Source organism: Varibaculum cambriense DSM 15806 (assembly GCF_000420065.1).
Lineage (GTDB): Bacteria > Actinomycetota > Actinomycetes > Actinomycetales > Actinomycetaceae > Varibaculum > Varibaculum cambriense.
Window position 1 is genome coordinate 1 of the sequence record NZ_ATUF01000006.1, and the last position, 12,063, is coordinate 12,063.

At 54.1% G+C, this 12,063-nt stretch carries 12 protein-coding genes and 1 tRNA gene; 10 read left to right on the forward strand and 3 right to left on the reverse strand.

What is annotated here, in order from left to right; all coding sequences use genetic code 11:
• Window positions 1-917: 917 nt before the first annotated feature.
• Window positions 918-1,772 carry a 23S ribosomal RNA methyltransferase Erm gene (erm, locus tag F605_RS11330; RefSeq protein WP_016456425.1) on the forward strand — a complete coding sequence of 285 codons (855 nt, stop codon included), beginning with the start codon at window positions 918-920 and terminating at the stop codon, window positions 1,770-1,772.
• Between the two features lie 70 nt (window positions 1,773-1,842).
• Here the strand turns inward: erm and F605_RS11130 are convergent, their stop codons facing one another.
• Window positions 1,843-2,313, reverse strand: a complete 471-nt coding sequence (locus tag F605_RS11130) for a type IIL restriction-modification enzyme MmeI (protein ID WP_425304311.1) — start codon at window positions 2,311-2,313, stop codon at window positions 1,843-1,845.
• 408 nt (window positions 2,314-2,721) lie between these two features.
• Entirely contained in the window at window positions 2,722-3,009 is a 288-nt protein-coding gene (locus F605_RS0108050) for a YciI family protein (protein ID WP_022865371.1), read from the reverse strand.
• 124 nt (window positions 3,010-3,133) lie between these two features.
• Between F605_RS0108050 and xerD the strand changes: the two genes are divergently transcribed.
• The 8 genes from xerD (at window position 3,134) to der (ending at window position 11,077) form a co-directional block, all read left to right on the forward strand.
• Window positions 3,134-4,087, forward strand: a complete 954-nt coding sequence (gene xerD, locus F605_RS0108055) for a site-specific tyrosine recombinase XerD (protein ID WP_022865372.1) — start codon at window positions 3,134-3,136, stop codon at window positions 4,085-4,087.
• A gap of 347 nt (window positions 4,088-4,434) precedes the next feature.
• Window positions 4,435-5,271 (forward strand): ParA family protein, encoded by an 837-nt coding sequence (locus F605_RS0108060; protein ID WP_051132157.1) that lies wholly within the window; start codon window positions 4,435-4,437, stop codon window positions 5,269-5,271.
• On the forward strand, window positions 5,255-6,136 hold the full coding sequence (locus F605_RS10545; RefSeq protein WP_022865374.1) for a segregation and condensation protein A: 882 nt from the start codon (window positions 5,255-5,257) through the stop codon (window positions 6,134-6,136). Before F605_RS0108060 ends, F605_RS10545 begins: the two co-directional genes overlap by 17 nt.
• A complete protein-coding gene (gene scpB, locus F605_RS0108070; protein WP_102184261.1) occupies window positions 6,129-6,701 on the forward strand; it encodes an SMC-Scp complex subunit ScpB in 573 nt (190 codons plus the stop codon). The genes F605_RS10545 and scpB overlap by 8 nt, the downstream gene beginning before the upstream one ends.
• 143 nt (window positions 6,702-6,844) lie before the next feature.
• Complete coding sequence (locus tag F605_RS0108075; protein WP_051132158.1) at window positions 6,845-7,627, forward strand: pseudouridine synthase; 783 nt, start codon at window positions 6,845-6,847, stop codon at window positions 7,625-7,627.
• A 9-nt stretch (window positions 7,628-7,636) separates the two neighbouring features.
• Window positions 7,637-8,767 carry a prephenate dehydrogenase gene (locus F605_RS0108080; protein ID WP_022865377.1) on the forward strand — a complete coding sequence of 377 codons (1,131 nt, stop codon included), beginning with the start codon at window positions 7,637-7,639 and terminating at the stop codon, window positions 8,765-8,767.
• A 121-nt stretch (window positions 8,768-8,888) separates the two neighbouring features.
• On the forward strand, window positions 8,889-9,599 hold the full coding sequence (gene cmk / locus F605_RS11335) for a (d)CMP kinase (RefSeq protein ID WP_027723715.1): 711 nt from the start codon (window positions 8,889-8,891) through the stop codon (window positions 9,597-9,599).
• A gap of 41 nt (window positions 9,600-9,640) precedes the next feature.
• Window positions 9,641-11,077, forward strand: coding sequence for a ribosome biogenesis GTPase Der (gene der, locus F605_RS11135; RefSeq protein ID WP_231725817.1), 1,437 nt, complete (start codon window positions 9,641-9,643; stop codon window positions 11,075-11,077).
• A 230-nt stretch (window positions 11,078-11,307) separates the two neighbouring features.
• Here the strand turns inward: der and F605_RS0108095 are convergent.
• Window positions 11,308-11,393 (reverse strand) — tRNA-Leu (locus F605_RS0108095).
• A 49-nt stretch (window positions 11,394-11,442) separates the two neighbouring features.
• Between F605_RS0108095 and F605_RS0108100 the strand changes: the two genes are divergently transcribed.
• Window positions 11,443-12,051, forward strand: coding sequence for an ANTAR domain-containing response regulator (locus F605_RS0108100; RefSeq protein WP_022865378.1), 609 nt, complete (start codon window positions 11,443-11,445; stop codon window positions 12,049-12,051).
• Window positions 12,052-12,063: the final 12 nt, after the last annotated feature.

The window sequence follows — 12,063 nt, forward strand, 5'->3', positions numbered from 1 at the left end:
TACGAAACGCTCTACCTGCGGTTTCGTGATTTCCGCAAACGAAAAGAACAAAACTACGAAACACGCGATAACGCTGTGACCTGCATAGACACGTCACATTTCGGCGATGTTTCGTAATTTTGCGGTATTTCGACCCAAACCTTTTAAGAGAGAGACACAGACACGCATTGCAGGCACATGTCTACGACACAGAGCGTCCTCGTTGAGGGCACGCTGCAGGGGTTGCAGCTATGTGACACGGGACACAATCGCAATCAAGGTGTCTCTTCTTATTTAGATTTTCTTCAAAAAGTGGAAAAATTACGAAACGAAAACCATTTACGCTGCTCAACGTATGTTTTTGTGTTTCGTAGTTTTGTTCTTTTCGTTTACGAGATTACGAAATGACCCGCAAATACCTACCGTGACCTGCGGTGATGTGTTTCGTATTTTTCTGCGTAATTTCACGTCGCCCGAAGCAGACACCCTGCCGTGTGCTTGCTGCAGGGCTGCGGCCGTCCCTCCATGTGGAGCGTCAGTGTCGATGCTGTAACTTAAACGTACATACATTTGTGGCGCTCTCGTTACGTGTCTGTGCATTGCCGAGCTCTTTACTGTTGTGTGTGGGCGCGCAGCCGTAGTGTCCGTGCCACTCCGAGTAGGGCGCGTCGTACCCCAAACCCATGTTCAATTAAATTCCAATCCAGAGAGGTCTTGCACTGTTGCGGTGCGGTTGTCTTCTTTCTCACCGTATTGGACCCTGCGAAATTAATTGGATACGATAGGCCCATGTTGATTTCAGGTTCCGTTTTCATGCGGCCGCTCACCAGCCGCTAAGGCGGTTTTCTCCCTCCCGCAGGTTAGAAACCGCTCCGGTCCTTTAGCCGGGCGGCCATTTGCCATGCCCGGCTCCGTTTCAACTCCACGGAGCACACCTGATGTCTACATACGGATACGGCCGTCACGAACATGGCCAAAATTTTCTCACAGACCACAAGATCATCAACTCCATCGTCGATCTTGTAAAACAAACCTCCGGCCCCATCATTGAGATCGGGCCAGGAAGCGGTGCCCTCACTCACCCGATATCCCACTTGGGGAGGGCAATAACGGCAGTTGAGGTAGACGCAAAACTAGCTGCCAAACTCACAAAAAAGACCGCCTCGGCGTCGGTCGAAGTGGTCCATGATGATTTCCTCAACTTCCCGTTACCCGCCACTCCCTGCGTCATTGTGGGAAACATTCCCTTTCACCTCACCACTGCCATTCTTCGAAAGTTGTTGCATGCGCCGGCATGGACTGCCGCTGTACTCCTCATGCAGTGGGAAGTCGCTCGCCGCCGGGCCGGGGTAGGTGCAAGCACGATGATGACAGCTCAGTGGTCCCCATGGTTCACGTTTCACCTTGGTTCCCGAGTACCAAGGTCTGCTTTCCGGCCACAGCCAAACGTTGACGGGGGGATCTTAGTGATCCGCCGGGTGGGTGACCCGAAGATCCCGATAGAGCAACGCAAAGCCTTTCAGGCGATGGTGCACACCGTTTTCACCGCCCGGGGACGCGGGATAGGGGAAATTCTCCGAAGGGCAGGGTTGTTTTCATCACGTTCAGAGACACAATCATGGTTGCGCTCGCGAGGAATCGACCCCGCAACCCTACCTCCCAGATTGCACACCAGCGACTGGATCGATCTCTTCCAGGTGACTGGTTCCTCTTCACCGCGCCATCGGCCCATTTCACAATCGGGAAGTAGTCAACGCCCTCCTCAACGGAAAAATCGAGGCCGGCGGCGGTAATCCCCCCACCACCAAAACCGAAATCCACCAGTAGTAGTGAACGACCCATGTTCGTCTACCGTGAGCCGCGTTATGGCAGTGACGTGTTCTCGTCGGGCACAGTCATAGTTCCCGGCGTTGCCAGCGACAGGGTTCTACACCCAGCAGCGGGACCGATCAAAATCACCCGCACGGGGAACGACCCTGCTGGTGGTTTCGATTTTGATGAAAGCGAGGAGACATAGCCCCTCGCCAACTCCCCGTAGCTGGCGAACAGTAGCTCCTGGCGCTGGCGCTCGTTGGTGAGTTTGCGTGCCACATCGAAAGCCTTATCGACTTCCCGGTCCAAGTTGTTGTGAGCCTTGAGCAGAATTGGGTCCATCGATAACGGGTTGTAGTGCTCCGCGAGTGACCGCTGGGGGTGCCGCTCGCGTGCCCGCAGCACCAACTGTCCAGCGTCGATGATTCGCTGCTGCGCCTTCTCATCTAGTTCACACAGAGCTGGTCCGCAGTTGTAGCTCCCGATGTACTCCGAAAAACGGAAAAAATAAATAGTGGGGATACATCAACCTTCCACTTTCCATTCTTCCGGCTCAGAGTATTGAGGGGTCTGGGACCGGGTCCGTAAACCCTTTATGTTTTTCGCGCACAGCGGTTTTTAGCGACGCACCCTATAGGTTTTCCGCAGAACCTATATGTGTTTCTGTGCACCCCCATATGTTGTCTGTTTCTAGCGGTATTTCGTTGTACTTTGCGCATCGAATAGTTATTTATCGACGACACTCCGTCGAATTCAAATTTAACGTCTAGCGTTAATAATGGGGTGCGTTAGCGGGGAGGAGGCAGACCTCTGACCGCTGATAAGAGCAATCTCTGAAAAGTGCTCAATAAATTACTTGAAAAGTGCTTAGTAAATTGTCTGAAAAGTGCTCAATTCTTGTTTCCTGTTGCTTTTGGAAACTGGAACTGGCTAGGCGATTTCTCCGATAATTACATTCCATTGATGTACTTTGCGATTGGTGATGAAACCCGCCAAGAAGAAGGGATCTTCCGCTAAAGCGGTGAGGGCGTCCTCGCCAGATTCGGCTTCCACCGCGATTAGGGCGCCCGGATGGGGGTCATTAACCCAAGAACCCACCAGTTTCACAATGCCTTGATCGTACAGGCCGCGCAGGTGTGCACGGTGGTCAGGGCGTACCTCATCCATTTTCGCGGCGGCGGCAGGGTCATAAAAATATTCAATCGCGAATAAAGCCATAAAAGATCACTCCTAAAAGTCAACGGTGCTTCTATTATCACCCCAGCAGCGAAGTGGCGCTGGATAACACCTTTTGCTGCAGGGGAGGCCAGATAATAACGAATGTGCCCTCTAAAATAGCCCTATGGATGAAATCGAACAGGCGAGCGGGGCATATCTAGATCACCTGGCGATTGAACGCGGACTATCAAATAATACTGTCGGCTCCTACCGGCGGGACTTGGCGCGTTACCACGAATATTTAGTCGGTGCCGGTGTTCATTCTCTAGCGGAAATCACCCCCGAAACTTTGCGGGCGTTCTTGCAAGCCGCTGCAGCCGGAGAAGACGGAAAGAACCCGTTGGCGGCCTCTTCAATCGCGCGGCTAATGGCCTCTCTGCGTGGATTTCACGGCTTTATGTTAAACGAACGCTTGTGTAGCACCGACCCCACCGAAAACCTAGAAAATCCTCGCTTAGCGCGACCGCTACCCAAAGCGCTCACCATCCCCCAGACTCGCGCCCTGCTGGAAGCGTTTAGCGGGGAAGATGCCGCCTCCTTGCGTTCGCGGGCGCTACTGGAGACCCTGTATGCGTCGGGAGCGAGGGTGAGTGAGCTGTGCGCCCTAGACGTGGATGATTTAGGAGTTTTAGCTGGTAGTGAGGCAGAAGATTCGGAAGAAAACCCGATTACTCTAGTTACCGTAACCGGAAAAGGCAACAAGCAACGGCTAGTACCGCTAGGGGAATACGCAGTCAAAGCGTTAGAGGCGTATTTGGTACGCGCCCGCCCACAGCTTGCGCAAAAAGGCCGGGGTAGTTCCGCCTTGTTCTTGAATCTGCGGGGAGGGCGCCTATCGCGGCAAAGCGCCTGGAATATTATTCGCGAGGCCGCGGAAAAAGCGGGGATAAAAACACCGGTTTCCCCCCACAGCCTGCGACACTCCTTCGCCACCCATATGTTAGAGGGCGGAGCAGACGTTAGGGTAGTGCAGGAGCTGCTTGGCCACGTGAACGTGACTACCACCCAGATCTATACCAAGGTCACCGCCACTTTGTTGCGCGAGGTGTATCAAGAGACCCATCCGCGTGCTCAGTAGTGGTTGCTCCCGGTTGTGGGGATGCTGGGTAGTGCGAGGAAATTATTTTTCCTGTGGGTGGGGTAGAGCTAAATTGTGGGGCTCTGGAATGAGGTGGGGGTCAGATTTTATCCGAGTAGGTGCGGTGGGCATAAGAATTCGGAAAATGCCCCAGCATTTTTCGAATTCTTGGGCGGGAGGAAAAATCTTAGCCCCACCCCCCCAAGTCTCCCTAGGCAATAAATTCCGGATTTTGTAAGCTTTCTCGGTGCCGAGAAAGGATAAAAGGCTCGGTGAGCGTCAGTTGGTAACATTTTTTCTCAGGTTGTCATATCGTTATAAGGGTGAGCGATATTCAACCCGGTTTGATGCCCCCGCCAACCCCGAAAGATGCGGAGTTTCCCGCGCCTGCGCCCCTAAAGTCCCATGGGCCCGCGCGGATTATTGCCATGTGCAATCAAAAAGGCGGGGTGGGCAAGACTACTACCACTATTAACTTGGCTGCGTCTTTGGCAGAGTATGGGCGTAAGGTGCTGATTGTAGATTTCGATCCTCAAGGTGCCGCGACTGCCGGACTGGGCGTAAACGGCAACGATTTGGATGCCACTATCTACAACGTCCTCCTTGATCGCAACGTCAATGTGGAACAAGTTATTCATCCCACTGCGATCGAGGGGATGGATCTGGTGCCGGCCAATATCGATCTTTCCGCTGCCGAGATTCAAATGGTTAACGAGGTTGCCCGGGAAATGGCGCTCGCCCGCGCCCTCCACCCGGTTAGCGATAAATACGATGTGATTTTGATTGACTGCCAGCCTTCCCTAGGCCTGCTCACCGTGAATGCCCTGACGGCGGCGCACGGGGTAATGATCCCCATGGAAACCGAATTTTTCGCCCTGCGCGGGGTAGCACTGCTGGTAGAAACCATTGAAAAAGTTCGTGACCGTCTCAATCCTAAACTGAAGATAGACGGGATTTTGGCGACTATGGTCGATACTCGCACCCTACATGCGCGCGAAGTAATGGAACGTCTGCAAGAGGCCTTCGGGGATCGGGTATATCAGACAGTTATTCGCCGGACTGTAAAGTTCCCGGATGCCTCGGTAGCTACCGAACCGATTACTACTTTTGCGCCCTCTCATCCGGGGGCAGAAGCTTACCGGCAGTTGGCGCGCGAGGTTATTGCCCGTGGTGACACCGCCTAAGTCGCCGGTAGTAGCTAGCCAGCAAGCGGTAGACGGGGAGGAGGGAGCGCTGTTTCCTGCCCAATTAGCGGGAAAGAGCGACCCGGAAAAAGCTCCTCCTTTTGAACTGGAACTAGAAGTATTTTCCGGGCCGCTAGATTTACTGCTCACCCTGATTATCAAGAACAAACTCGATATTACCGAGGTGGCATTAGCGCAGGTAACCGATGATTTTATTGCCTATATGCAGGCGTTTCCGGATTTGTCGCAAGCTTCCCAGTTCCTAGAGATCGCGGCTACTTTGCTCAATATCAAGGCCAGTCAGCTGCTGCCCGGAGAAGAAACTGAGGAACTCGATCCCGAATATTTAGAGGCGCGTGACCTGCTGTTTTCACGGCTATTACAGTATCGTGCCTATAAGGAAGTCGCAGAGTATTTACGCGTGCGTATCGGGGAAGGGCAGGCTTACTATCCGCGGGAAGTTCCCCTGCCCGCCAAGTTCGCGCGCCTCTTGCCGCCACTACGAGTGGATTTCACTCCCGAAGATTTAGCCCGTGCCGCCGTGGATGCTTTTACCCGTTGTCCTCCCGAAGTGTCCCTCTCTCATCTTCACCTGCCGCAAGCCTCCCTGGCTGAGCAAGCCCAAATTGTGGTTGCGGAGCTCAAACGAAGCGGAAAAGCTAGCTTTAGTGAGCTGACCCGCTCTGCTAAAAACGCCACTGAAAGAGTTACCCGCTTCCTAGCTTTACTGGAACTTTATCGACATCGCTGCGTGGAATTTACCCAAGAAAGTGCGCTGGAAGAACTATATGTGACCTTAGATACCAAGGAAATCCCAGACTTTAACAACTTTATTTTTGATGAATATGGAGCCGCAGATGACTAACTCCGCCGATGAACAGCTACTGGCCGCCTTAGAGGCCATTTTGATTGTAGCCAGCGAGCCACTCAGCCCCGAGGAACTAGCGCCGCGCCTGAAAAGCAGTCCCCAGCAGGTCAAGGCAGCATTAGAGCAACTCCGCGCCGAATATGCGGGCGAAACCGCTCGTCCTCACGGATTCGTTTTACGCAACGTGGCTGGAGGCTGGCGACTTTATTCTGCCCCCACGCAAGAAGAAATCGTCTCCGAATTCTTAACCCAAGGGGGAACTTCCCATCTGTCCAACCCGGCGTTAGAAACCCTGGCGGTAATCGCCTACCGGCAGCCGGTTTCCCGCTCGGTGATCGCTAGCATTAGGGGAGTGAGCGTAGATGGGGTAGTACGTACCCTGTTGGCGCACGATTTGATTCACGAAGTTGAGCGGGCAGACTCGGGGGCGATTCTCTACGGCACCACCACCAGTTTCTTAGAACGGATGGGGCTCGCCAGCCTAGATGAACTTCCGCCGCTCGCTCCCCATCTGCCAGGCAGTGAAGAACTAGACGAGCTAGAAGCCCGGCTCAAACAATAATTTGCTACCGCGATAGGATGAAGGCAGTTAAGAAATAAAACCCAATAGGAGAAGCCAAGTTGACTGATCTTAGTTCCTATCAGGAAAGCGATGAGGGCACCGATCGGCAAGGGCGGCCAGCTGACAAGATTCCCTTAGCCCCGATGCCTCCCCGCCGTAAAGACCCGCAGGTGCCCGTGGTAAAACCGCAAACAATCACCGAAAGCGGCAAAGAAGAACGACTACAAAAGGTCTTGGCTGCTGCCGGAGTCGCCTCTAGGCGTGCCTGCGAAAAACTGATCGTGTCTGGGCGGGTTAAAGTCAATGGCAAAGTGGTGCGCGAACTAGGTACCAAAGTTGATCCCGATCAGGTAATGCTGCATGTAGATGGGCAACTGGTGATGATTGATGATTCCCGGGTCACGATCGCGCTCAATAAACCCACCGGGGTGGAATCTTCCCTTCGCGGTGACCCTCACGACCTCACCCAATTTTTGACCGACTACCGGGAACGGCTCTTCCATGTGGGCAGGCTAGATGTGGATACTTCTGGTCTTTTGCTGCTCACCAACGATGGGGAACTCGCGAACCGTCTTACCCACCCGTCTTGGGAAGTGCCGAAAACCTATTTAGCGACTGTGAAAGGTAAATTTACCGGCAAAACCGCTCAGGAGCTGCGCTCCGGAATCATGCTGGAGGACGGGTTTGCACAGGCGGACCGGGTATCAATAAAAGGTACTCACGGGGGGCTCACCTTGGTGGAAATTGAGCTACATCTGGGGAGAAACCGGATTGTACGTCGAATGTTAGAGGAGGTAGGTTCCCCGGTGATGGAACTATCGCGGATCGCGCACGGTACCGTGAAACTGGGAACGTTGCCCCTGGGGGCAACCCGCCGGCTTTCAAAACCTGAGCTGAGCGTGCTAATGCAGAGCGTCGGTCTTTAGGGTGAAGCTATGGCAAACACACAGTCGCCACTTTCTGGCACCGAGGTAGGTACCACCGGACCAGTATTGATTATTGGAGCGGGTCTGCTAGGCGCATCCTTGGGGATGCGCCTGAGCAAACTGGGAGTGCCAGTTTTTTTACGGGATATTTATCCGGTAGTTAGTGCCCTGGCCTGCGATATGGGAGCCGGTAGTACCTGGGAAGAAAACTCCCCTGAACCTGCGCTAGTAGTGGTAGCTACCCCGCCAGATGTGGCTGCGGATCAGGTGATTGCTGCGCTCAAAGAGTTCCCTGATGCCATTGTTACTGACGTGGCCTCGGTAAAAAGCGTGATTTTAGCGGAAGTAGCGGAGGCCGGTGCAGACCTATCCCGCTATGTCGGCTGCCATCCGATGGCGGGGCGGGAACGCTCCGGCACTGCTTTTGCCCGCGAAGACCTGTTCGAATCCCGCCCCTGGGTGATAGTTCCCAATGAAAAAACCGTGGCGGGAGCAGTTTTAGCGATGCGTAGTCTCGCTTTAGATGTAGGTTCCTTACCCCTGCAATTAGAAGCGGAAACTCACGACCAATCGGTGGCGCTAGTATCGCATGTTCCCCAACTGGTATCTTCCCTTTTAGCCGCGCAACTCGCGAGAGCGATGCCAGAATCTTTAGGGCTAGCGGGACAAGGGCTGCGAGATACTACCCGGATTGCTTCTTCCGATCCCGCCCTGTGGGCGGCAATCATTGCGGGTAACGCCGAGCATGTGGCGAAAGTGTTGCGAGGATTTACTGATGATATGCAACAAGTTTTGCACGCCCTCGAACATCCCGGAACCGCAATCCCTTCCCCCAGCTTGGTGGGAGCTGTAACCTTAGCGATGCGGCAAGGCAACTTAGGGGTGGCGCGCATCCCCGGCAAACACGGGGGAGCACCCCGGCGCTACCAGGAAGTAATGGTTAAAGTGCCAGACGAGGCCGGTACCTTAGGTAGGCTTTTCCAGGCGGTAGGCGAGACCGGTATCAATATTGAAGATTTGGAGTTGGAACATTCCCCAGGAGCAGCGTTCGGGATAGCTCGGTTGGCGATTGAACCTAACTCCGCGGCCTCGTTGGCGGAAAAACTTGAGATAAAAGGCTGGGAAATCGTAGCCTCTTAGCGTATTCGCGGCAGAGTTAGCGAGGAAGCTATCCTAAACGGCTATAAATGGCATAGTATCGAAGGGTAGGGGACGTGTTCGCGCGTTCCAGTAATAATGCTTTCAGAAGGGTTATAACGCTATGTCAGGTGACGGTTCGCAATACGTTAGCCAGCAGATTCTTGGAGCCGGCTTGGTAATCGCCATTGATGGCCCCAGCGGGGCAGGCAAATCTACCATCGCGCGCCTATCTGCTGCGGAGCTAGGCACTAACTTTTTAAACACTGGCGCCATGTATCGCGCCCTCACCTGGTATGCCCTACAGCAACATGCAGATCTAAATGATCCTGCGGCGCTTACGACTCTGGCCACCACGATTCCGATGCAGGTAGAAGCGGTAGCTCATGCCCCGCGTATCTTGATCGAGGGGCGCGACGTGACTCGTTTCCTGCACGGGGAGGAAATAAATAGCGCCGTCAGCCAGGTTAGCGCGATTCCTGGGGTGCGTGAACAGATGATTGCCCGTCAGCGGCAAATCATCCAAGCTGCCCAAGCATCTGGGCGGGGGATTGTAGCCGAGGGGCGCGATATTACTACCGTAGTTGCTCCGGGGGCAGACGTTAAGATTTTGCTCACTGCCTCTCCCGAGGTGCGTGAGCAGCGCCGCGCTCAGCAGTCAGGAGCAGGAAACGATGCGGTAGCTGCCCGTGACCTGGCCGACTCGCAGGTAAACAACTTCACGACTCCTGCTCCGGGAGTTGAACTTCTAGATTCTTCCGACCTGGATGAACAAGAAACTATGGAAGCGGTAGTGGACATGGTTGGCCGGACTTTCCGGGCCCGTCAAGGCTAAGGTTTCGCCAAAGCCCCTTGGCCTCGCCTAAACTAAAGGGCGTGAGTGAAGACTTAAACCCCGTGGATTCTGCGAATCTGCTCAGTGAAATTGAGCTACAGGACGACGACCTGGAGCTGCTTGAGGGCGAAGCTACCTCCGAGCAAACGCCGGATACCGGTGCCCTGCCGGTACTTGCGGTTATTGGGCGCCCAAACGTAGGTAAATCCACCCTGGTTAACCGAATTTTAGGGCGGCGCGCGGCCGTAGTACAAGACCACCCGGGAGTAACCCGCGATCGGGTACGTTACCAAGCACAATGGGCGGGTAAAGATTTCCAATTGCTGGACACTGGTGGCTGGGAACTGGGCGTAAATGGTTTAGATCAGATGGTGGCGGCGCAAGCCGAAGCCTCGATCCAGCTTGCCGATGCGGTGCTATTTGTGACCGATGCCGGGGTGGGAGCCACCGAAACCGATATGCAGATTGCGCGGATTTTGCAGCGCTGTAATAAACCGGTGATTTTAGTAGCCAATAAGGTTGATTCCGAGCGGATGGAGGCCGATGCGGCTGCCCTGTGGTCATTGGGGTTAGGAGAACCCTTCCCGCTTTCTGCCCTCCATGGGCGGGGCAGCGGTGATCTGTTGGATAAAGCGATTGGAATGCTGCCGGAAGAATCCCAGTATTCGCGGGCGCTGCCGGAGGGCAGCCCGGGGCGCGTGGCACTGATTGGTCGCCCTAATGTGGGTAAATCTTCGCTGCTTAACTCCCTCGCCGGTTCCCAGCGAGTAGTCGTCAACGAACTTGCAGGCACTACCCGTGATCCGGTAGATGAAGTAATCGAGATCGCTGGGGTTCCCTGGACATTTGTGGATACCGCCGGGATTCGCCGTCGGATGCTGAAGAGTCGGGGTGCGGACTTTTATGCTTCCTTGCGCACCCAGGCAGCGATTGAGGAGGCCGATGTAGCGATGGTGTTGCTAGATGCCTCCCAGCCCCTGGCTAGCGCGGATATTAGGATCATTGAAGAAGTTATTTCTGCGGGCAGAGCTATGGTTCTGGTGAACAATAAATGGGATTTGCTGGATGAGGAACGTCGCCACGATTTAGAACGCGAATGGGATTTGCAGCTGTCCCACGTGGAATGGGCTCCCCGAATTAATCTTTCGGCGAAGACTGCCTGGCATACTAACCGTATCCAGGGGGCTTTAGCGCAGGCGCTTGCAGGTTGGAATACCCGGATTACCACCAGCGAACTTAACACTTTCCTGGGGCGTCTGGTTGCTGAACATCCGCATCCGGTTAGGGGAGGGAAACAGCCGCGGATAATGTTCGCTACCCAGGTTTCGGCAGCTCCTCCCCGGTTTGTGCTCTTTACCACCGGGTTCCTAGATCCGTCCTATCGCCGTTTTATTGAACATCGCCTGCGCGAAGAGTACGGTTTTATCGGCAGTCCCATCCAAATTTCGGTACGGGTACGCGAACGCCGCAAGCGTTAGCAAGCAGGGCAGCAGGGGAAACCAATAGGCAAGTGCGCCTTTGTGAACATAGTTCTGAAGAAAAATAGTTGTTATCCGGGAGGAATCTGCCTTAGTGAGGAGTTTCATAAGGAGGGTTTTATCTAGAGGCTTCGGCGCGTAAGGCTAAAATTCCCGCAACTTACCCGGAAGGAAAAAAGATTAAAACAGGCGATTAAAACGCCAATATGCTGGGGTTATGCGCTGATCAGTACCTCGAGTGGGACTCGAACCCACATGTCCGGTGAAGGACGGCGGATTTTGAATCCGCTGCGTCTACCAATTCCGCCATCGAGGCTTTTTTGTAACGCTGTAAAGCGTGACGGGTTTCAGTCTAATATAGACACGTGGCAACTTCGAAATCTAACACCAAGAAAAATCAGACTGCTTCCCGTAAAGTGCTGGTAGCCGAGGATGAAACCCTGATCCGCCTGGATATTGTGGAAACTCTCACGGATGCCGGCTACGAAGTAGTAGCCGAGGCCGGAGATGGGGAAGCGGCCTATCAGGCAGCGATAGAAAACCATCCTGACCTGTGTGTAATGGACGTAAAGATGCCCAAAATGGACGGAATTACGGCTGCGGAAAAGATTATGAAGGAGATCTCTTGCGCAGTAGTGATGCTTACCGCATTTTCACAAAAAGAGTTGGTGGAGCGAGCGCGAGACGCTGGCGCCATGGCCTATGTAGTTAAACCTTTTACCCCTGCCGAACTCTTGCCGGCAGTAGAAATCGCGCTTTCCCGGCATGCCGAGATTCAATCTCTGGAAGGCGAAGTAGCTGACTTGCAGGATCGTTTCGAGACTCGCAAAGTGGTAGATCGGGCTAAAGGGCTGCTGATGGAAAACATGGAAATGAGCGAACCGGATGCTTTCCGTTGGATCCAAACCACTTCCATGAATCGGCGCCTGACTATGCGAGAAGTTGCCGAAGCGGTGGTGGAACAGATCGGCTAAAGCCAGGTTAGC

Coding starts and splice junctions, on each gene's coding strand:
- erm (WP_016456425.1), top strand. CDS start 918: ATGTCTACATACGGATACGGCCGTCACGAACATGGCCAAAATTTTCTC.
- F605_RS0108050 (WP_022865371.1), bottom strand. CDS start 3,009: ATGGCTTTATTCGCGATTGAATATTTTTATGACCCTGCCGCCGCCGCG.
- xerD (WP_022865372.1), top strand. CDS start 3,134: ATGGATGAAATCGAACAGGCGAGCGGGGCATATCTAGATCACCTGGCG.
- F605_RS0108060 (WP_051132157.1), top strand. CDS start 4,435: ATGCCCCCGCCAACCCCGAAAGATGCGGAGTTTCCCGCGCCTGCGCCC.
- scpB (WP_102184261.1), top strand. CDS start 6,129: ATGACTAACTCCGCCGATGAACAGCTACTGGCCGCCTTAGAGGCCATT.
- F605_RS0108075 (WP_051132158.1), top strand. CDS start 6,845: ATGCCTCCCCGCCGTAAAGACCCGCAGGTGCCCGTGGTAAAACCGCAA.
- F605_RS0108080 (WP_022865377.1), top strand. CDS start 7,637: ATGGCAAACACACAGTCGCCACTTTCTGGCACCGAGGTAGGTACCACC.
- cmk (WP_027723715.1), top strand. CDS start 8,889: ATGTCAGGTGACGGTTCGCAATACGTTAGCCAGCAGATTCTTGGAGCC.